This is a genomic window from Streptomyces sp. NBRC 109706 (assembly GCF_000974485.1).
Classification (GTDB): Bacteria; Actinomycetota; Actinomycetes; order Streptomycetales; family Streptomycetaceae; genus Streptomyces.
The window spans coordinates 187,836-208,632 of record NZ_BBOM01000007.1 but is presented as its reverse complement, the minus strand read 5'-3'; the positions used below and the strand labels follow the sequence as shown (position 1 = coordinate 208,632).

General features: G+C 71.4%; 15 protein-coding genes. 10 read left to right on the top strand and 5 right to left on the bottom strand.

Annotation, left to right across the window (positions count from 1 at the left end; translation table 11 throughout):
* Positions 1-34 precede the first annotated feature (34 nt).
* From AOM46_RS15115 to AOM46_RS15095, 5 genes are all read left to right on the top strand, one after another.
* Complete coding sequence (locus tag AOM46_RS15115) at positions 35-775, top strand: thioredoxin domain-containing protein (RefSeq protein WP_062211364.1); 741 nt, start codon at positions 35-37, stop codon at positions 773-775.
* 117 nt (positions 776-892) lie between these two features.
* Positions 893-1,951 carry a prolipoprotein diacylglyceryl transferase gene (gene lgt, locus AOM46_RS15110; RefSeq protein ID WP_062211361.1) on the top strand — a complete coding sequence of 353 codons (1,059 nt, stop codon included), beginning with the start codon at positions 893-895 and terminating at the stop codon, positions 1,949-1,951.
* A 15-nt stretch (positions 1,952-1,966) separates the two neighbouring features.
* Positions 1,967-2,668, top strand: a complete 702-nt coding sequence (locus AOM46_RS15105) for a VIT1/CCC1 transporter family protein (RefSeq protein WP_062211358.1) — start codon at positions 1,967-1,969, stop codon at positions 2,666-2,668.
* 367 nt (positions 2,669-3,035) lie between these two features.
* Positions 3,036-7,592 carry a glutamate synthase large subunit gene (gene gltB / locus AOM46_RS15100; protein WP_370592714.1) on the top strand — a complete coding sequence of 1,519 codons (4,557 nt, stop codon included), beginning with the start codon at positions 3,036-3,038 and terminating at the stop codon, positions 7,590-7,592.
* A complete protein-coding gene (locus AOM46_RS15095; RefSeq protein WP_062211351.1) occupies positions 7,585-9,045 on the top strand; it encodes a glutamate synthase subunit beta in 1,461 nt (486 codons plus the stop codon). The genes gltB and AOM46_RS15095 overlap by 8 nt, the downstream gene beginning before the upstream one ends.
* A gap of 108 nt (positions 9,046-9,153) precedes the next feature.
* On the opposite strand, the gene AOM46_RS15090 is transcribed toward AOM46_RS15095, so the two are convergent.
* Positions 9,154-9,732: a hypothetical protein gene (locus AOM46_RS15090; protein ID WP_062211348.1), complete on the bottom strand. Its 579-nt coding sequence runs from the start codon at positions 9,730-9,732 to the stop codon at positions 9,154-9,156.
* 189 nt (positions 9,733-9,921) lie between these two features.
* On the opposite strand from AOM46_RS15090, the gene AOM46_RS15085 reads away from it, so the two are divergent.
* From AOM46_RS15085 to AOM46_RS15075, 3 genes are read left to right on the top strand one after another with little or no spacing between them, the layout of a single operon-like run.
* Entirely contained in the window at positions 9,922-11,223 is a 1,302-nt protein-coding gene (locus tag AOM46_RS15085) for a sugar ABC transporter substrate-binding protein (protein WP_062211344.1), read from the top strand.
* Positions 11,213-12,166, top strand: a complete 954-nt coding sequence (locus AOM46_RS15080; RefSeq protein WP_062211342.1) for a carbohydrate ABC transporter permease — start codon at positions 11,213-11,215, stop codon at positions 12,164-12,166. Before AOM46_RS15085 ends, AOM46_RS15080 begins: the two co-directional genes overlap by 11 nt.
* Positions 12,163-12,987: a carbohydrate ABC transporter permease gene (locus AOM46_RS15075; protein WP_062211340.1), complete on the top strand. Its 825-nt coding sequence runs from the start codon at positions 12,163-12,165 to the stop codon at positions 12,985-12,987. The genes AOM46_RS15080 and AOM46_RS15075 overlap by 4 nt, the downstream gene beginning before the upstream one ends.
* Before the next feature lie 195 nt (positions 12,988-13,182).
* Here the strand turns inward: AOM46_RS15075 and AOM46_RS15070 are convergent, their stop codons facing one another.
* Together AOM46_RS15070 and AOM46_RS15065 are read right to left on the bottom strand one after the other, a co-directional pair.
* Positions 13,183-14,121, bottom strand: a complete 939-nt coding sequence (locus AOM46_RS15070) for a TIGR03564 family F420-dependent LLM class oxidoreductase (RefSeq protein WP_062211337.1) — start codon at positions 14,119-14,121, stop codon at positions 13,183-13,185.
* 50 nt (positions 14,122-14,171) lie between these two features.
* A complete protein-coding gene (locus AOM46_RS15065) occupies positions 14,172-14,576 on the bottom strand; it encodes a VOC family protein (RefSeq protein WP_062211334.1) in 405 nt (134 codons plus the stop codon).
* Positions 14,577-14,598: 22 nt separating this feature from the next.
* Between AOM46_RS15065 and AOM46_RS15060 the strand changes: the two genes are divergently transcribed.
* Entirely contained in the window at positions 14,599-14,970 is a 372-nt protein-coding gene (locus tag AOM46_RS15060) for a chorismate mutase (protein WP_062211331.1), read from the top strand.
* Between the two features lie 58 nt (positions 14,971-15,028).
* Here AOM46_RS15060 and AOM46_RS15055 read toward each other — a convergent pair whose 3' ends face one another.
* Positions 15,029-16,774: a coagulation factor 5/8 type domain-containing protein gene (locus tag AOM46_RS15055; protein ID WP_078856843.1), complete on the bottom strand. Its 1,746-nt coding sequence runs from the start codon at positions 16,772-16,774 to the stop codon at positions 15,029-15,031.
* 3 nt (positions 16,775-16,777) lie between these two features.
* Entirely contained in the window at positions 16,778-17,821 is a 1,044-nt protein-coding gene (locus tag AOM46_RS15050) for a chitinase (RefSeq protein WP_062211328.1), read from the bottom strand.
* Between the two features lie 405 nt (positions 17,822-18,226).
* Between AOM46_RS15050 and pepN the strand changes: the two genes are divergently transcribed.
* Positions 18,227-20,722 (top strand): aminopeptidase N, encoded by a 2,496-nt coding sequence (gene pepN / locus AOM46_RS15045; protein WP_062211325.1) that lies wholly within the window; start codon positions 18,227-18,229, stop codon positions 20,720-20,722.
* The last annotated feature ends 75 nt before the right edge of the window (positions 20,723-20,797 follow it).

Below are 20,797 nucleotides of genomic sequence, written 5' to 3'. Positions count from 1 at the left end.
CGTGTCCTGGCAGCCCCGGTGTCGTTGGCCAGGCGTGAGCGCACGGAACCAAGAGGGAAAGCGCAGCGCCAGGGAGCGGCTGCGGGAGGAACGCGAGCGGGAGCGGGCCGGTCAACGGCGGTTGCGCGTCCTCAAGATCGTCGGGGTCGCCGCCGTGGTGCTGGCGATCGCCGCGGGCGTCGGCGTCCTGGCCGCCGGCGGGGGACAGGACGACGACAGCGCCGGCCCGGCGGCCGAGCCGATCACGGTGGGCGAGGCTTCGGCCCCCGCCGTGCTGACGGTCTTCGAGGACTTCCGCTGCCCGGCATGCGGACAGTTCGAGTCCATGTTCCGAGAGACGATCAACGAGCTGACGGCCGCCGGTCAGTTGCGCGTCGACTACCACCTGGTCACCATCATCGACGGCAACATGCGCGGCAGCGGCTCAAGGAACGCCGCCAACGCCGCCGCCTGCGCCCGCGACCAGGGCACCTTCCCCGAATACCACGACCTGCTCTTCGACAACCAGCCCGCCGAGACCGACGACGCCTTCGCCGACAAGTCGATGCTGATCGACCTGGGGAGGCAGGTCGACGCGCTGGACAACGAGATCTTCCAGGCGTGCGTCGAGGACGGCACCCACGACGACTGGGTCTCCCGCGCCAACGCGGACTTCCTCAACGGCGACCACAACGCCACGCCGACCGTGCTGCTCAACAACGAGCGGATGGGTCCTGGCGGCGATCCGCTGACCCCCGACCACCTGCGGGAACGCGTCGCCGAGTTGACCGGCTGAGGCAGGGCGCCGGCGGCGGCGCACCGCCGTGACGGACGGGACGCCGGGTGACACGGGCAGTCAACCGGGCCACGGGATTCCACTGAGGACGCGGGGCACGGTAGCGTCGGGGGCACCATGGAGATCCTTGCGTCTATCCCCAGTCCCGGCGGCAGCGAGATCGAGCTGGGGCCACTGCCCCTGCGCGGCTACGCGGTGTGCATCATCATCGGCGTCTTTCTGGCCATCTGGCTAGGCGGTCGACGCTGGGTCCAGCGGGGTGGCCGGGCCGAGACGGTGGCCGACATCGCGGTGTGGGCGGTGCCGTTCGGCCTGATCGGCGCGCGGATCTACCACGTGGTGACCGACTACCAGCTCTACTTCGACGAGGGCAGGAACTGGGTCAACGCGTTCAGGATCTGGGACGGCGGTATCGGCATCTGGGGCGCGATCGCCGGTGGCGCCGTCGGTGCCTGGATCGCCTGCCGTCGGCGGGGCATCGCGCTGCCGCCGATGGCCGACGCCGTCGCGCCGGGCATCGCCTTCGCCCAGGCGATCGGCCGCTGGGGGAACTGGTTCAACCAGGAGCTCTTCGGCCGCCCGAGCGATCTGCCGTGGGCCGTCCGGATCACCGAGGAGGAGAACATCCCGCCGGAGTACCGGGGGATCCACGACACCTTCCAGCCGACCTTCCTCTACGAGTCGCTGTGGTGCGTGGGCGTCGGTGTGCTGGTGATCTGGGCGGACCGCAGGTTCCGCCTCGGCCACGGCCGGGCCTTCGCGCTCTATGTCGCGGGGTACACCGTCGGCCGCTTCTGGATCGAGTACCTGCGGGTCGACGAGGCGCACGAGTTCCTCGGCCTGCGGCTCAACAACTGGACCTCGGTGGCCGTCTTCCTCGCCGCCGTCGCCTATATCGTGATCTCCCACCGCCTCGCCCCCGGCCGGGAGGACGACGTCGAGCCACGCTCCGACGACCAGCCCGACACCCCGGACGCGACGGAAGCCAGGGGCGCCGAGAGCGCCGAAAGCGCCGGCGAAGCCGAGGACGGCGGTAGGGGCGACAGCGGCGGAACCACCGGCGAAGCCGAGGAACCGGGCGACGACGAGGGGACGACGGCGAAGACGACCCTCGACAAGGGCGGGGCCGCGCCGAAGGCCGGCGGCTCCGAGACGGCGCCCGCCACCTCCTCCTGACCCGCTCCGCACGCGATGTCGGCAGCCGAGGCGCATCACCGTCACCGCGACGTCCAGGGCGGCTGGCTGCGCCCGGCCGTCTTCGGGGCGATGGACGGACTGGTCTCCAACCTCGGCCTGATCAGCGGCGTCGCGGGAAGTTCGGCGGCCAGCGGGACGGTGGTGGTCGCCGGCATGGTGGGGATGGCGGCCGGCGCCTTCTCGATGGCCGCCGGTGAGTACACCTCGGTCGCCGCCCAGCGCGAGCTGGTGCTGGCCGAGCTGGCGGTCGAGCGCCGCGAGCTGACCCGCCATCCCGAGGCGGAGCTCGCCGAGTTGGCGGCGGTCTTCGAGAACCGGGGCGTGGATCCCGAGCTGGCCCGTGAGGTGGCCGGGCAGCTCTCGCGCGATCCCGAGCAGGCCCTGGAGATCCATGCCAGGGAGGAGCTGGGCGTCGGCCCGGCCGACCTTCCGTCGCCGGCGGTGGCGGCCGGCTCCTCGTTCGTCTCCTTCGCGGTGGGCGCGGTGCTGCCGGTGCTGCCCTATCTGCTGGGGGCCGAATCGCTCTGGCCGGCGGTGCTGGTCTCCCTGCTGGGGCTCTTTCTCTGCGGCGCGCTGGTGGCGCGGATCACCGCCCGCCCCTGGTGGTTCAGCGGCACCCGGCAGTTGGCCCTGGGGGCGGCGGCGGCCGGTCTCACCTATCTTCTCGGCTCGGCCTTTGGCACGGCGGTGGGCTGACCTACTCTGGACAAAGCCCCCACCCGGGACCACCGGGGCGGAGTCGGGAATACGGCCGCGATGGGTCACGTTAGGTCACTTTGACGTGCTTCGGGGTGAGCTTTGTTTCCGAGGGGTTTCACTTCATGGACGCCGGGCAGGTGCTTGGACGCCCAACGGACAGCGGCGTCCACGCCAGCCAGGTGATTAGGGTGGCCATGTCGCCCATATCCGGCGCGAATCGATGGCATGAAGTCCGTATCGTGGACTGACGTATCCGCTTCCCGGGAAACGGGCCATCGTGTAACCTGCGTGAAAATTTTAGCAACGCCAGGGCCAACGTCGTCCCTCGGAGCCACCACAGACCAAGACGACGACGGGAGAGCCGATGCGTTCTGCGTCCCACCCGGTTAAGCAGGGGATGTACGACCCGCGCAACGAGCACGACGCCTGTGGTGTCGGCTTTGTCGCCACTCTCACCGGCGAAGCCAGCCATCAGCTCGTTGACCAGGCGCTTGCCGTCCTGCGCAACCTTGAGCACCGTGGGGCCACCGGCTCTGACCCGGACACCGGCGACGGTGCGGGCATCCTGATCCAGATCCCCGACGGGTTCCTCCGTGAGAACGTCTCCTTCGAGCTGCCGCCCGTCGGCCGGTATGCCGTGGGCCTGGCCTTTCTGCCCGCCGAGGCGGACGCGGCCGAGGCCGCCGTCGCCCGGGTGGCGGAGATCGCCGCCGAGGAGGGGCTGACCGTCCTCGGCTGGCGGGACGTCCCCGTCGCCCCCGGCCTGCTGGGCGCCTCGGCCCGCGAGACCATGCCGTCGTTCCGGCAGCTGTTCGTCGCCGACGAGCGCGACGGGCGGGCCGGTCTTGAGCTGGACCGCATCGTCTTCGTCCTGCGCAAGCGCGCCGAACGCGAGGCCGGGATCTACTTCCCGTCGCTCTCCGCGCGCACCGTCGTCTACAAGGGGATGCTCACCACCGGGCAGCTGGAGCCCTTCTTCCCCGACCTCTCAGACCGCCGGCTGACCAGCGCCATCGCGCTGGTGCACTCGCGGTTCTCGACCAACACCTTCCCCAGCTGGCCGCTGGCGCACCCCTACCGTTTCGTCGCGCACAACGGCGAGATCAACACCGTCCAGGGCAACCGCAACTGGATGAGGGCCAGGGAGTCGCAGCTGGCCAGCGGCCTCTTCGGGGACCCGGAGCGGCTGGAGCGGGTGTTCCCGATCTGCACCCCGGAGGCGTCGGACTCGGCGACCTTCGACGAGGTGCTGGAACTGCTCCACCTCGGTGGCCGTTCACTGCCGCACGCGGTGCTGATGATGGTCCCCGAGGCGTGGGAGAACCACCCGTCGATGGACCCGAAGCGGCGCGCCTTCTACGAGTTCCACTCCACGATGATGGAGCCCTGGGACGGGCCCGCCTGTGTCACCTTCACCGACGGCACCCAGGTCGGCGCCGTGCTGGACCGCAACGGTCTGCGTCCCGGCCGGTACTGGGTGACCGACGACGGCTTCGTGGTGCTCTCCTCCGAGGTCGGCGTGCTGGATCTTGAGCCGGCGAGGGTGGTCCGCAAGGGCCGTCTCCAGCCGGGCCGGATGTTCCTGGTGGACACCGCCGAGCACCGGATCATCGAGGACGACGAGATCAAGGAGCGGCTGGCCGCCGAGCACCCCTACGAGGAGTGGCTGGCCGACGGCCAGATCGAGCTGGCCGACCTTCCGCAGCGTGAGCACGTGGTGCACACCCATGCCTCCGTCGCCCGGCGGCAGCAGACCTTCGGCTACACCGAGGAGGAGCTGCGGGTCCTGCTCACGCCGATGGCCAAGGCGGGCGCCGAGCCGATCGGCTCGATGGGCACCGACACCCCGATCGCCGCGCTCTCCGAGCGGCCCCGGCTGATCTTCGACTACTTCACCCAGCTGTTCGCGCAGGTCACCAACCCGCCGCTGGACGCCATCAGGGAGGAGCTGGTCACCTCGCTGCTCTCCGCGCTGGGCCCGCAGGGCAACCTGCTGGAGCCGACCGCTGAGTCCTGTCGCAGTGTCTCGCTGCCCTTCCCGGTGATCGACAACGACGAGCTGGCCAAGCTCATCCACATCAACGCCGACGGCGACCTGCCGGACTTCGCCTCCACCACGCTCTCCGGCCTCTACCGGGTCTCCGGCGGTGGCGAGGCGCTGGCGCGGCGTCTCGACGAGATCTGCGCCGAGGCGGACGCGGCCATCGCCGAGGGCGCGCGGGTGATCGTCCTCTCCGACCGGCACTCGGACGCCGAGCACGCCCCGATCCCCTCGCTGCTGCTCACCTCGGCCGTGCACCACCATCTGATCCGCACCAAGCAGCGCACCCAGGTGGGGCTGCTGGTGGAGGCGGGCGACGTCCGCGAGGTGCACCATGTGGCGCTGCTGATCGGCTACGGCGCGGCGGCCGTCAACCCCTATCTGGCGATGGAGTCCGTGGAGGACCTGGCCATCCGGGGCACCTTCCTGCCCGGGGTCGAGCCCGGTGTCGCCATCGGCAACCTGATCAAGGCGCTCGGCAAGGGCGTGCTCAAGGTGATGTCCAAGATGGGCATCTCCACCGTGGCCTCCTACCGGGGCGCGCAGGTCTTCGAGGCGGTCGGTCTGGACGCCGCCTTTGTCGAGCGTTACTTCCAGGGCACCGCCACCAAGATCGGCGGCGCAGACCTCGACGTGATCGCCAAGGAGGTCGCCGCCCGGCACGCCAAGGCATACCCGGCCTCCGGGGTGGCGCCCGCGCACCGCACGCTGGAGATCGGCGGCGAGTACCAGTGGCGTCGCGAGGGCGAGCCGCACCTCTTCGACCCGGAGGCGGTCTTCCGCCTCCAGCACTCCACCCGCGAGGGCCGTTACGACATCTTCCGCCAGTACACCCAGCGGGTGAACGAGCAGGCGGAGCGGCTGATGACGCTGCGCGGCCTGTTCCGGCTGAAGGACGGCGAGCGCCCGCCGGTGCCGTTGGCCGAGGTCGAGCCGGTGAGCGAGATCGTCAAGCGGTTCTCCACCGGTGCGATGAGCTACGGCTCCATCTCCCAGGAGGCGCACGAGACCCTGGCCATCGCCATGAACCGGCTGGGCGCCAAGTCCAACACCGGTGAGGGCGGCGAGGACTCCGACCGGCTGGTCGACCCGACCCGGCGCAGCGCCATCAAGCAGGTGGCGTCCGGGCGGTTCGGCGTGACCAGCGAGTACCTGGTGCACGCGGACGACATCCAGATCAAGATGGCGCAGGGCGCCAAGCCGGGCGAGGGCGGCCAGCTGCCCGGGCACAAGGTCTATCCGTGGGTGGCGAAGACCCGGCACTCCACGCCGGGCGTTGGCCTGATCTCGCCGCCGCCGCACCACGACATCTACTCCATCGAGGATCTGGCGCAGCTGATCCACGACCTGAAGAACGCCAACCCGGCGGCCCGGATCCATGTGAAGCTGGTCTCCGAGGTCGGCGTCGGCACCGTCGCCGCCGGCGTCTCCAAGGCGCACGCGGACGTGGTGCTGATCTCCGGCCACGACGGCGGCACCGGCGCCTCGCCGCTGACCTCGCTCAAGCACGCGGGCGGCCCCTGGGAGCTGGGCCTGGCCGAGACCCAGCAGACGCTGCTGCTCAACGGGCTGCGGGACCGGATCGTGGTGCAGACCGACGGCCAGCTGAAGACCGGCCGCGATGTGCTGATCGCGGCGCTGCTGGGCGCCGAGGAGTACGGCTTCGCCACCGCTCCGCTGGTGGTCTCCGGCTGTGTGCTGATGCGGGTCTGCCATCTCGACACCTGCCCCGTCGGCATCGCCACCCAGAACCCGGCGCTGCGTGAACGCTTCGCCGGCAAGCCGGAGTTCGTGGTGAACTTCTTCGAGTTCATCGCCGAGGAGGTCCGCGAGCTGCTGGCCGAGCTGGGCTTCCGCAGCCTGGACGAGGCGGTCGGCCACGCCGAGCTGCTGGACGTCTCCCGGGCCGTCGACCACTGGAAGGCGCAGGGCCTGGACCTGGCCCCGCTGCTGTACGTTCCCGAGCTGCCCGACGGCGCGGTCCGGCGGCGGGTCGTCGAGCAGGACCACGGGCTGGCCAAGGCGCTGGACAACGAGCTGATCAAGCTGTCGGCCGACGCGCTCGCCGCCGAGCGGGCCGAGGACGCCCAGCCGGTGCGGGCCCAGGTGCCGGTGCGCAACATCAACCGCACCGTGGGCACCATGTTGGGCAACGCCGTCACCAAGCGGTTCGGCGGCGCCGGACTGCCCGACGACACCATCGACATCACCTTCACCGGCTCGGCCGGCCAGTCCTTCGGCGCCTTCGTGCCGCGCGGGGTGACGCTGCGGCTGGAGGGCGACGCCAACGACTATGTCGGCAAGGGCCTCTCCGGCGGCCGACTCGTGGTGCGCCCTGACCGGGGGGCCGAGCATCTGCCGGAGTTCTCCACCATCGCGGGCAACACCATCGCCTATGGCGCGACCGGCGGGGAGATCTTCCTGCGCGGCCGGGTCGGCGAGCGGTTCTGCGTGCGGAACTCGGGCGCGACCGTGGTCGCCGAGGGCGTGGGCGACCACGGCTGCGAGTACATGACGGGTGGCCGGGCCGTGGTGCTCGGCGACACCGGGCGGAACTTCGCCGCCGGCATGTCGGGTGGCGTGGCCTATGTGGTCGATCTCGATCCCGATCTGGTCAACACGGGAATGGTGGCGGTCGAACCATTGGAGGAATCCGATCGGAGCTGGCTGCGCGGGGTGCTGCGCCGCCATGCCGAGGAGACCGGCTCCACCGTCGCGGACCGGCTGCTCAAGGACTGGGACAGCGCCGTCACCCGGTTCAGCAAGATCATGCCCACCACCTACAAGGCCGTGCTCGCCGCCAAGGACGCCGCCGAGCGGGCCGGACTCAGCGAGTCCGAGACCCACGAGAAGATGATGGAGGCGGCGACCCATGGCTGATCCGAAGGGCTTTCTCACCACCGAGCGCGAGGGCGCCAAGAGCCGCCCCGTCGCCGAGCGGGTCAGGGACTGGAACGAGGTCTACGTTCCCGGTTCGCTGCTGCCGGTGATCAGCAAGCAGGCCGGCCGCTGTATGGACTGCGGCGTGCCGTTCTGTCACAGCGGCTGTCCGCTGGGCAACCTCATCCCGGAGTGGAACGACTTCGCCTACCGGGGCGACTGGGCGGCCGCCAGCGAGCGGCTGCACGCCACCAACAACTTCCCTGAGTTCACCGGGCGGTTGTGCCCCGCGCCCTGCGAGTCCGCCTGTGTGCTCGGCATCAACCGGCCCGCGGTCACCATCAAGAACGTCGAGGTGACCATCATCGACAAGGCGTGGGAGGCGGGCGACGTCACCCCGCAGCCGCCGCAGCGGCTCTCCGGCAAGACGGTCGCCGTGATCGGCTCGGGCCCGGCGGGGCTCGCCGCCGCCCAGCAGCTGACCAGGGCCGGGCACACCGTCGCCGTCTTCGAGCGTTCGGACCGCATCGGCGGGCTGCTGCGCTACGGCATCCCCGAGTTCAAGATGGAGAAGCGGCACCTCAACCGGCGCATCGAGCAGATGCGCGCGGAGGGCACCAAGTTCCGCACCGAGGTGGAGATCGGCCGGGATCTGGACGCCGCCAGGCTGCGCCGCCGCTACGACGCCGTGGTGATCGCCGCCGGCGCCACCACCGCGCGCGATCTGCCCGTTCCCGGGCGGGAGTTGACCGGCGTGCACCAGGCCATGGAGTATCTGCCGCTGGCCAACAAGGTGCAGGAAGGCGATCTCACCCGCGCCCCGATCACCGCCGAGGGCAAGCATGTGGTGGTCATCGGCGGCGGCGACACCGGCGCCGACTGCGTGGGCACCGCGCACCGGCAGGGCGCCGCCTCGGTCACCCAGCTGGAGATCATGCCGCGCCCCTCCGATGAGCGCGCCGGTCACCAGCCGTGGCCCACGTTCCCCATGCTCTACAAGGTGACCTCGGCGCACGAGGAGGGTGGCGAGCGGGTCTACTCCGTCTCCACCACCCACTTCGAGGGCGACGAGGACGGCAACGTCCAGTGGCTGCACCTGGTCGAGGTGGAGTTCGTCGACGGCAAGCTCACCCAGAAGGCCGGCACCGAGCGGCGTATCCCCGCCCAACTGGTCACCCTGGCCATGGGGTTCACCGGCACCGACCAGGAGAACGGCCTGGTGCGGCAGTTCGGCCTCGAACTGGACGCGCGCGGCAATGTCGCCAGGGACGCCAGCTACGCGACCAATGTCGACGGTGTCTTTGTCGCCGGTGACGCGGGGCGCGGGCAGTCGCTGATCGTCTGGGCCATCGCCGAGGGGCGCGCCGCCGCCCGTGGCGTGGACCGTTTCCTCACCGGGGAGAGCGCCCTGCCCTATCCGGTGCGGCCGACCGACCGCTCGCTGGCGGTCTGACCCGGCCCCCCACTCGTGCCGTACAACGTGGTACGGACACCCCACGGCGCCCGCCCCTCCCCGACCGAAGGGCGGGCGCCGTCATGCGTGGGTACCGCTACGGCCGGTTCACAGCTCGGCGCCGCTGAGCGCGTCGACCACGGTGCGGTCGCCCAGCGCGGCCTCCAGCTCGACCGGGACCTCGTCCAGCACCAGGATCTCGGCGCACATCTCGACGTCGGGATCGGGCTCGATCCAGCCGCCGACGATCACCAGTTCGTCGGTCTCGGCGACCCAGGCGCCGAAGTCGGCGTCGCACTGGCCGTGGCCGAGCTGAACCGTCAGCTCGTCCGCCGTCGGATCGGCCTCGCCGAGCGCCGTCAGCGGCGCGAGGTGTTCGCCCTCGGGGCCCGCGGGCTCGGGCTCCGGCCAGGTGTCGACCAGCAGTTGGGCGCGCTGTTGGAACGCGGCCTGGCTGTGCGCGCCCGGCTCCTCGCCGCCGGGGTCGTCCGGGTCGGTCCCGTCGGGTTGCTCGCCGCCCGGCTGTTCCTCGTCGGGGTTCTCGTCGGGTGTCTCCTCCGGTGCCTCCTCGCTCGGGGCCTCGTTCCCCTGGCCGTTCTCGGCCGGCTCGTCGCCATCGGACGAGCCGCAGCCGGCCAGCAGCAGGCCGGCGATCGCGATGGTCGGCACGATCATCTTCTGTCGCACGACGTACCTCCTCTGCGTGTTCCGGTGGGACGCGCCGGGCCGGCTCCGGGTTCCGCCGGCCGCCAAAGGTCCAGCCCATAAACGGTGTTGCTCCTGAGGTGTGGAGCGATCCCCGGGTGGACATCGCTGTCACATCGCCGCCGCGCGGAAGGGCGGCCTGTGGGACCCACGGTGAGGACGGGAGAGGCAATGACGCACACCTCCGGAAGACACCCCCGGCGCGGGCGCCGCCGCCGGCTGACCGCCTGCGCGGCCGCCGCCGCGCTGACGCTGGGCGCGGCCACCGCCTGCGGCGGGGACGGCGATTCGGCCGACTCCCTGACGCTGTGGCTCATGGAGGGCACCAACCCCGACGCCCGGCCCTATGTCGAGGCGCTGCAGGCGGAGTTCGGCGAACGCACCGGCGCCACGCTCGACGTCCAGTTCATCCAGTGGGGCGACGCGCACGACCGGATCACCACCGCGATGGCCGGCGACGAGCTGCCCGACGTGGCCGAGATCGGCACCACCTGGGCCCCCGAGTTCGGCGAGGCGGGCGCGCTGCGCGATCTCGCCGGGGACATCGAGGCGGACGGGCTCGGGGACGATCTCGTCCCGGGGCTGTACGAGGCCGGCACGGTCGACGGGGCCACCTACGGGATGCCCTGGTACGCGGGCGTGCGGGCGCTGATCTACCGGGCCGACATCTTCGCCGAGCACGGTCTTGAGCCGCCCACCACCTGGGACGAACTCCGCGATGTCGGCCTGGCCCTGCGCGAGTTGGAGCCGGAGATGATCCCGTTCCCGGTCTCCGGCGGCGCCGAGCACGGGCTCTCCCCGTTCATCTGGGGCGCCGGCGGCGAGATCGCCGAACCGGACGGGAACGGCGGCTGGCGGGCCACCGTCGACGAGCCGGCGGCCATCGAGGGCATCGCCTTCTACACCTCGCTCGCCACCGAACACGACCTCTCCGTCGCCGCCGCCCAGACCTGGCTGGAGACCGACCAGTTGGAGAGCTTCCAGAACGGCCAGTCCGCCATGGTGATCAACGGCAACTGGACGGTGACCACCCTGCTGGAGTCCGATCCGGCGTGGGCGGAGCGGATCGGGGTCGTCCCCGTCCCCGGCCAGGACGGCGGGTTCAGCCCGTCGTTCGTCGGCGGCTCGCTGCTGGGCGACTTCAACAGCTCCCAGCCGGAGCTGGCCTGGGAGCTGATCACCCTGATGACCACCGGCGAGTTCGCCGCCGACTGGGCCGAGCAGACCGGCTACTTCCCCGGCCAGCAGAGCCTGTTGGCCGAGGTCCAGGCCAGGGACGAGCCGCTGGTCGCCCCGTTCGCCCAGCAGATGCTGGAGGCCGGCCGGAACCTGCCGGTCACCGAGAAGTACGGCGCGATCCAGGGCGAGCAGGTGCTCCAGCGGATGCTCCAGTCCATCCTCGCCGGCGACCGGAGCGTCGCCGAGGCGGCCGCGGAGGCGGCGGCGAGCATGGACGAGACCTTTGGCGACTGAGACGGGCCCGGCGGCCCGGGCCGCCGCCGCGCGCCGGGCCCGCGCGGCCCGGGCGCGGGCCCTCCGGCCCTGGCTGCTGCTGGCGCCCGCCCTCGGCGTGCTCGCCGTGCTGCTGTTCTGGCCGCTGGCGCGGGTGGTGCTGCTGTCCTTCCAGGACTACGGGCTGCGGCAGATCAACACCGGCGAGAGCAACTACACCGGCCTCGACAACTACCGGTCCATCCTGGGGGACTCCTTCCTGTGGACCACGGTGCTGCCCAACACCGTTCTCTTCGCGCTGAGTTGTGTGCTGCTCACGGTGGTGCTCGGTACCCTGGTCGCCCTGCTGCTGCGCCGTCTGGGGCGCGGCTGGCGGCTGGTCTGCGCGACCGCGATCATGACGGCCTGGGCGATGCCGGCCGTCACCGGCACCTATGTCTGGATCTGGATCTTCGACCCGCTCAACGGCGTGGTGAGCGGCGGCCTGGACGCGGTGGGCGCGATCGAGCCACGGGAGACCAACTGGTTCACCGACCGCTGGTCGTTCTACGCCATCGCCACGCTCAACGTGGTGCACCACGGCTTCCCGTTTGTGGCGATCACCGTCTACGCGGCGCTGCTCACCATCCCGAGGGAGCTGCCGGAGGCCGCCCTGATGGACGGGGCCAACGCCTGGCAGCGGTTCTGGCGGATCACCGTGCCGACCATCAGGCCGGTGTTCCTGGTGGTCACCATCCTCTCCACCATCTGGGACTTCAAGGTGTTCGCGCAGATCTATCTGATGCCGGGCGGCGCCGGCGCCAACCCCGATGTGCTCAACCTCGGCGTCTGGTCCTATATCCAGTCCTTCAGCCGCAACGAGTACGGCATGGGTTCGGCCATCGCCGTGCTGCTCACCCTGCTGCTGCTCGCCATCACCGTCGGCTATGTGAAGGCCCTGTCCAGGGAGGGGGAGCAGCTGTGAACCGGACGACCCCGCAGCGGCGGTTCGGGCTGGCGGTGGCCGTGGCCGCGCTGTTGGTGTTCACCCTCTTCCCCGTCTACTGGATGGTCTCCTCCGCCTTCGACCCGGGCGCCGACCACCGGGGCGCGGCCGTGCTGCCGCAGGGCTTCACCCTGGACCACTTCCGCCATGTCCTGGACACCGGCGAGTTCGGGCGCTATCTGCGGAACTCCGCGCTGGTCGGCCTCGGCACCGTGCTGCTCTCCGGGCTGCTGGCGCTGTTCGCCGCCGTGGCCGTGGCCAGGTTCCGCTTCCGGCTGCGCACCAAGGTCCTCGTGATGATCCTGGTGGTGCAGATGGTGCCCCTGGAGGCGCTGGTGATCCCGCTCTTCCTGCAGATGCGTGATCTCCAGCTGCTCAACAGCCTGTTGGGGCTGACCATCGTCTATCTCGCCTTCTCGCTGCCGTTCGCGATCTGGACCCTGCGCGGCTTTGTCGCGGCCGTGCCCGAGGAGTTGGAGGAGGCGGCCTATCTGGACGGCTGCGGCTGGTGGCGGATGTTCCGCTCGGTGCTGCTGCCGCTGGTGGCGCCCGGGCTCGTGGCCACCAGCGTGTTCGCGTTCATCGTGGCCTGGAACGAGTTCGTCTTCGCCTTCGTCTTCCTCCAGGACGACGCCAAGTACACCGCGGCCGTCGGTCTGCACCGTTTCTTCGGGCAGTACAGCACCGACTGGGGCGCGGTGATGGCCGGTTCCACCCTGATCACGCTGCCGGTGCTGGTCTTCTTCGTCCTGGTGCAGCGCAGGCTCGCGGCCGGGCTCGCCGCCGGGGCCATCAAATGACGGCCGGCCCGCGTGGGACGGGGAGCCTCGGGAAAGCGACAGGAAAGCGTGGCGGGCGACCATGGACCCGACGGCGGGCCCCGCGCCAGCCCGTCATATCGCACCCGGGGCCCGTCGCCACCACACCCGGCGGGCGTCGGGTGGCCGACAGCTCCCGCCGCGTCCGGGCGGCGGCCCGGACGCGGCGGGTCCCGTTCAGACGCGGGCCCCGCTCAGCTCGCCGGCCAGCCGCCAGGTGCGTCGGCGGGCCGCCTCGCCGCCCATGGCGGTCTGGGTCAGCACCACCTCGGTCGCGCCCGCGTTCCGGTACCGCCGGATCCCGGCCGCGACCGTCTCCTCGTCGCCGACCAGCGCCAGTTCACCGGCCCGGTCCGCGCCGCTCAGATCCAGCGCCCGCCGGTAGGACGGGATCGACTCGTAGAAGGCCAACTCCTCCGTGGCGACGTCCCGCACCCGGGCCACCTCGGCGGTGACCGCCGCCGGCACCAGCGCCACCACCCGGGGCGCCGGGCGGCCCGCCGCCTCGGCCGCCGCCGTCAGCGCCGGCACCACATGCTCCCCGAGGGCGCGCGGCCCGGCCAGGAACGGCAGGGTCCCGTCGGCGAGTTCGCCGGTCACCCGGAGCGCCTGCGGCCCCATCGCGGCCACCAGCACCGGCGGCGCGGGATCGGCCCCCGGCAGGGAGACCGGCAACGTCGGCGCGGCGCCCAGCAGTTCGCCCCGGAAGTCGACGGTGCCGTCGCTGAGCAGCGGCCGCAGCGCCGTCAGGAACTCCCGCAGCAGCGCGACGGGGCGCTCGTAGGGGAGCCGGAAGGCGCTCTCCACCAGCGGTTTGGCGCCCAGCGCGAGCCCCAGCTGGAACCGGCCCCGGGTGGCGGCCTGGGCGGTCAGCGCCTGCCCGGCCACCAGCACCGGATGGCGGGCGAAGACCGGGATCGCCGAGGTGCCCAGGGCCAGCCTCGGCACCACATGCCCGATCACGGCGGCCAGCGCCGCCGCGTCGTAGTCCAGCCGTTGCGCGAACCAACCGGAGGCCACCCCGGCCGCCTCCGCCTCGCGGGCCAGCGCGACGACCCCGTCCACGTAGTTGTCGCCGGTCACGTTCTGTCCTGACAGCACCACTCCGATGTCCATGCCACGGCCAACTCGCCCCGCGCCGCGCTTATTTCCGAACGGGTGGCCGCTCAGGTGACGTCCGCCGTGGGCAGGTCGCGCAGCTGCCCGTAGCAGAGACAGAAGGGGTGCCCGGCCGGGTCCGCGTAGACGCGGAAGCCGCTCTCGGTGCCGCCGCTGTCGTGCAGCGGGGTGGCGCCCAGGGCCAGTACCCCGGCCTCCGCCGCCGGCAGGTCGGCGCGGGTCGGCACGTCGAAGTCCAGATGGAACTGTTGTGGCCGGTCCGGGTCCGGCCACTGCGGGGGTTGGTGGTTCTCCGCCCGCTGGAAGGCGATCCGCAGCCCGGTGGGGGTGGTCAGCTCCACCCAGGGCGGCTCGCCGTCGGCCAGCTCACCGCCGAGGATCCCGTGGTAGAAGGCGCCGAGGGCGCGGGGGTCGGGGCAGTCGACGACAACGCACTGAAAGGTCGCGATCATGCGCGCAGCTTAGGCTGGGTTCATGGAGAACAGCAGCACGGACGAGGGCGTCGTCGCGCGGGGCGGCCTGGACGACAGTGTGCGTGGCGAGTTGGACTCGTTGCGCGACAGCATCGACAACATCGACGCCGCCGTGGTTCACATGTTGGCGGAGCGCTTCAAGTGCACCCAGCGGGTGGGGCGGCTGAAGGCCGACCACCGTCTGCCGGCCGCCGACCCGGCGCGTGAGGCGCGACAGATCATACGGCTCCGGGAGCTGGCGGAGAGCGCCAAGCTGGATCCGGCGTTCGCCGAGAAGCTGCTCAACTTCATCATCGCCGAGGTGATCAGACACCACGAGACCATCGCCGGCGAACGCCCTTCCGACGGCGCCGACAGCACCGAAGGACCCTGACGAGCCGACGACGCGCCCCCGCCTCGGCCGGCGGGGGCGCGTCGACGCGGGCCCTGGATCAGGGATAAGCGACCAGGTTGGCCACGGTGTTCTGGGCGTTGGCCGGGCCGCCCGTGTCGTTGATGATGTGCTCGATGGCGCCGGTGCCGCCGCCCAGCGAGACCGCCACCATATGGGTGAACCGGACGCCGGGCGACTCCGGTACGTCGAAGGCGCGTTCGGCGACCACGCCCGGGTTGGCGTTGAAGAAGCAGTAGGCGCCCAGCCCCCACGCCTGGTGTTCGGTCACCGAGTCGGCCACCTGGTAGGCGGCGTAGCCCCGGGTGTCGCCGTCCATCCAGGCGTCCTGGTTCGGCGGGTCGTAGGGCATCTCGTTCTGGTAGAAGTAGGTGCGCCCGCGCTCGCCGTTCCAGATGGTCTGGGTCTTCTGGTAGTGCTCGACGAAGAGCCCGTACATGGTGGCGTCGTCGCCGTTGACCACCAGCCCGGTGTCGGCGGTGTTCTGGTTCCAGCCGATGCCGGAGCCGTGGTCGCCGCGCCAGAGCCAGAGGTGGTCGCCGATCACGTCATGGCTGTTGATCACCAGGCTGGTGGTGGCCCGGCCGACATGCGAGCCGCCGATCCGGAAGAACACGTCGTGCAGCGAGATCGGGTTGTCCGAGTGGTCGGCGGACGAGCCCTCGGGGCCGACCTCCATCAGCAGTTCGGAGTTCTCCTCGCCGGCGTCGATCAGCACCCCGGCGACCTTGACGCCGGGCACGTCGGCGACCTCGACGGCGGTCACCCCGTTCCGCGGCACAAAGGTGGCCAGACCCAGGCCGAGCACCACGGTGTCGGGCTCGGTGATCCGCAGGGTGTCGTCCAGATCGTAGATCCCGGGGGTGATCAGCAGGTGCCTGCCGCTCTCCAGGGCCGCGTTGATCTCGGCCGAGCCCTGCCCCGGCAGCACCACATGGAAGTCCTCGATGGACAGCGACTCACCGTCGGCCGTGCCGTCCGCCCAGCTCACCCCGGAGGTGTCGGTGCGCAGGGCGGGGACGAAGACCTGGTAGTCGCCGTTGTCGTCCACATAGAGGAAGGGCTTCTCGCGGTGCACCGGGGTGGTGTCGACCCGGGTGTAGGGCGGGTTGGGGAAGTCGCCCGACGGTGCGTTCTCGGCGCCGACGAAGACCATGTTCCAGTTGGAGCCCTGCCAGGCGCCCCAGTCGGTGTTGCGGGAGAGCCACTGCTGCTGGGAGCCGGAGCGCACCGTCCCGTCAACCAGGGTGTCGGCCATGAAGCCGCCGCTCGACCAGCCGCCGTCGTCCAGCTGGAGATCGCCGCGGACATGCATCCGACGGTAGGGGGCGGCCTGGGAGACGGCCCAACGGTCGCTGCCCCCGGTCGGGTTGACCGAGAGGTTCTCCGCGGCGCGCCAGAAGTTGTGGGTGGCGTTGCCCTGGAACCAGTCGGCCTCCACATGGACGGCCCCGTTGATCGTCACATCGTCGGGGTGCGCGCCGAGCCCGGAGACCTGGGTGTAGTAGCCGACGTTCACATCGACGTCGTACTCGCCGGGGGCGAACAGGAACGCCTGCCGGCCGTTGCCGAACTGGCTGGTCTCCTGCTGCCGGAAGACCGCGTCGACCTCGCTCTGGATCTCCGCGTTCGACATCGACGGGTCGAAGACCGACACGTTCGGGCCCAGATCGGGCACGGCGCGCGGCTCCTCGTCCGCCTGCGCGGTCGGTGTCACTGCCACGCCGGCCAGTATCGCACCGAGCGCGACGGCCAGAATCGTCCCATTGCGGGTATCTCGTCCCATCGCTCAGGCTCCTTCGGTGACATAGCGGGCCAGCACCCCGGTGAACTCCCACGGCTGCTGGTCCACTCCGGAACAGCTGTCGGCGCCGCCGCCCTGGCAGGGCCGGTCGCGGTTGACCGACCAGAAGGTGAGGCGGGAGAGCCCGACCTCCTGTGCGTAGTCGAGCATGGTCTCGAAGTCGGCGACGGTGATGGTCTCGCCGACATCGGTGATGCCGTTCATGGAGGAGATGCCCATGTGCCGGTACGCCTCCGCCTCGCCGTAGCCGTAGGCGTCGATCAGCGCGTTCTTGAGGCCCTCGGCCGCCTGGACGGAGAGTTGGCCCATGTCCTGGCCGTTGCCACCGAAGTTGAACGGCATGATGGTCCAGCCGTCCACGGTCAGCCCGGAGTCGGCGGCGCGGTTGATCAGGCTGGTGTCCGGGCCGTTCTGGCCGGTGCCGAAGGTGATGTACACCTTGATCCCGGGGTTGGCCGCCTGGACGGCCAACAGCGCGTCCACGGTCCGCTGTTGGGTGGCGGGATCGTCGTAGGCGGCGGCCTCGATGTCGATGTCGATGGCGGCGAGCCCGTAGGCGTCGATGACCTGCTGGTACGCGGCGGCCAGCTCTCCGGCGGTGGAGCAGGAGCTCTCCAGCTTGTTGCCGCTCCAGCCGCCGAAGGACGGGATCACGTCGCCGCCCGCGGCCCTGACGGTCTCGATGGTGCCCTGGTCGACGCCGCCGGTCAGCGGGCGCCAGCCGTCCCACTGCGGGTCGCAGTAGCCGTTGCTGAGCACGAAGGCGAGGGTGAACCACTCGACGCCGGTGGCGTCCATGACGGTGGTCGGGCTGGGCGGATCGCCCCAGCCGTTGTAGAGGTAGGGCGCGACGGTCATCGGCTCGGCGGCCGGCCGGATCTGCTCGGCGGGTTCGGCGGCCGCCTCCTGGGCGCCGGCGCTCGGCAGTTGGCCGAGCGCGAGGCCGCCGGCGGCGAGCAGCGCGGCGGCGGTGCCGGCGAGCCGGCGGGTGGTGCGGTTGGTGCGGGCGTGGCGCTGTGTGGGGGACATGCGTTCACATCCGATTCCGGTGCGGGAGTGGGGGACGGTGCGTCCTCCGGGGACGGTGCCTGCTCCCCGGGGGCGGCGTCGGGGTCGGGGGCGGGCGACGGGCCGGGCGGAGTCCGTGCCACCGGTGGGTGATGACATCGGGTGGGTTTATGACAATCGGTGACCCCTTCGCTTCGGGCATGATTTAAGGAGCGGCCCCGGGGAGCGTCAAGGCTTTGGACTGGACCAATTCTCGGGTGGCTCCCCACGCACCCCACTGACCTGCGCCGTCCCCCCTTGTAGACGGCCGCGCCGCGAGTTCCGGTACCGCCGGTGCCCTCGGCGCCGGGCCATCGGGGCCCCGTACTCGGCCACGCCGACAACTCGTTGGGCCCCGCGCCCGGCGGTGCGGCAGCATAGGGCGTCATGGCGACACTCACCCGTCTCGAAGCCGAAGCCCGCGCCCGTCAGCTGGCCGTCGAGCGTTACACCATCGACCTCGACCTCACCCGGGGCGACACCGTCTTCGGCTCCACCACCACCGTGCGGTTCACGGCGCGCGAGCCAGGCGACACCTTTGTCGAACTCCGCCCCACCACCCTGCGCTCCGCCACCCTCGACGGCCATGACCTGGACGTCGAAAGCCTCGCCGACGGCCGGCTCCCGTTGCGCGAACTGACCGCCGGCGACCACGAGTTGGCGGTCGTGGCCGAGATGCCCTACTCCCGCACCGGCGAGGGGATGCACCGCTTCACCGACCCGGAGGACGGCCTCACCTACCTCTACTCCATGTGCTGCATGACCAACGCGCCGGTGGTCTTCGCCGCCTTCGACCAGCCCGATCTCAAGGCCGTCTTCGATGTCTCCGTCACCGCCCCCGAGGACTGGACGGTGCTGGGCAACGGCATCGCCACCCCCGACGCCGACCGGCCCGGCCGCTGGCGCTGCGCCGAGACCCCGCCCATCTCCACCTATCTGATGGCGGTGGCCGCCGGCCCCTACCACTCGGTGCGCACCGAGCACGCGGGCCTCCCGTTCGGCCTGCACGTCCAGCGCTCGCTCGCCGCCCAGCTGGACCGGGACGCCGAGGAGATCTTCGACATCACCCGCCGCTGCTTCGACCGCTACCACCAACTCTTCGACGAGCCGTACCCGTTCGACTCCTACGACCAGGCGTTCGTCCCCGAGTTCAACGCCGGCGCCATGGAGAACCCGGGCCTGGTGACCTTCCGGGACAGCTTTGTCTTCCGCTCCGCCGTCACCGACACCGAACGCGCGGTGCGGGCCGTCGTCATCGCCCACGAGATGGCCCATATGTGGTTCGGCGACCTGGTCACCCTGCGCTGGTGGGACGACCTCTGGCTGAACGAGTCCTTCGCCGAGTACCTGGGCTACCAGGTGCTGGACGAGGCCACCGACTACCGCCCGTGGACCGAGTTCGCCGTGGTCCGCAAGTCCTGGGGCTACGACGCCGACCAGCGCCCCTCCACCCACCCCGTCGCCCCCGAGGCCGACGCGGTGCCCGACACCGCGTCCGCCTGGCTCAACTTCGACGGCATCTCCTACGCCAAGGGCGCCTCCGCGCTGCGCCAACTCGTCGCCTGGCTCGGCCAGGACGTCTTCCTCGCCGGCATCAACGACCACTTCGCCCGGCACCGCTTCGGCAACGCGACCCTCGCCGACTTCATCGACGCCATGGCCCGCGCCTCGGGCCGCCCCGTGCCCACCTGGGCCGACGCCTGGCTGCGCACCAGCGGCCCCGACACCCTCACCCCGCGCACCGACGACGGCACCGACGAGTGGCGGCTCAGCCTGACCCACAGCGGCGGCCGACCGCACCGACTGCGGCTCGGCGCCTACGACATCGACCCCACCCGACCCGAACGCGCGCTGCCCCGCGCCCAGTACGAGATCGAACTCGACGCCACCGAGGGCACCACCGAGCACACCTACCCCGGCGCCCGCCCCGACCTGCTGGTGGTCAACGACGGCGACCTCAGCTACGCCAAGGTCCGGCTCGACCCCCGCTCCTGGGGGACCGCGCTCGCCACCCTCTCCAGCCTCCCCGACCCGCTCAGCCGCACCGTGGTCTGGAACGCGGCCCGCGACATGGTCAGGGACGGCGAACTCGCCCCGTTCGACTACCTGGACGCGGCGCTCCGGCATCTGCCGGGCGAACGGGAGACGCCGATCGTGGGCGGCGTGCTGGCCTTCGCCGGCGGCCCGCTGGCCGGGCGCTATGTGCCCGAGGAGCGCAGGGCCGAGGCCCTGGCCGTGATCCGGCGGACCACCGAACTGCTGCTCGTCGGCACGGGGGACGACCCGCGCCGGCTCACCGCCGCACGCTCCGCCATCGCCGCCGCCGACACCCCCGAAACGCTGCTGCACTGGTGGCGCGAGGGCACCGTCCCCGGCGGCCCGGCGCTCGACACCGACCTCCGCTGGCGGCTGCTGCACCGGCTCGCCGTGCTCGGCGCGACCACCGAGGAGGAGATCGACGCCGAGGCCGAACGCGACCGGGGCGCGAGCGGTGAGAAGGGCGCCGCCCGCTGCCGCGCCGCGCTGCCGGACGCCAAGGCCAAGGAGGCCGCCTGGGAGGCCATGTTCGACCCGGCCGACCGTCTCTCCAACTACCTCTTCGCCGCCACCGCCGAGGGGTTCTGGCATCCGGAGCAGCGGGAGCTGCTGGAGCCCTATGTGGAGCGGTACTTCCCGGCCGCCACGGCGCTGGCCGCCCGCCGGGGCCACGCGCTCACCATGACCGTCGGCTACGAGGGCTTCCCGACCCCGTTCACCGACCGGCGCACCCTGGAGCTGGGCGAGGACTGCCTGGCCGGCGACATCACTCCGGCGCTGCGCCGCAGGCTGGTCGACCAGCTCGACGACCTGCGCCGCGCGCTGCGGGTACGCGCCGCCCACTGACGCCGCCTCGGGGGTGGTTAGGCACCCCTTACCACCCCCGAGGGGTGGCGCGTCGGCCCGCTTCGCTCTATCGGG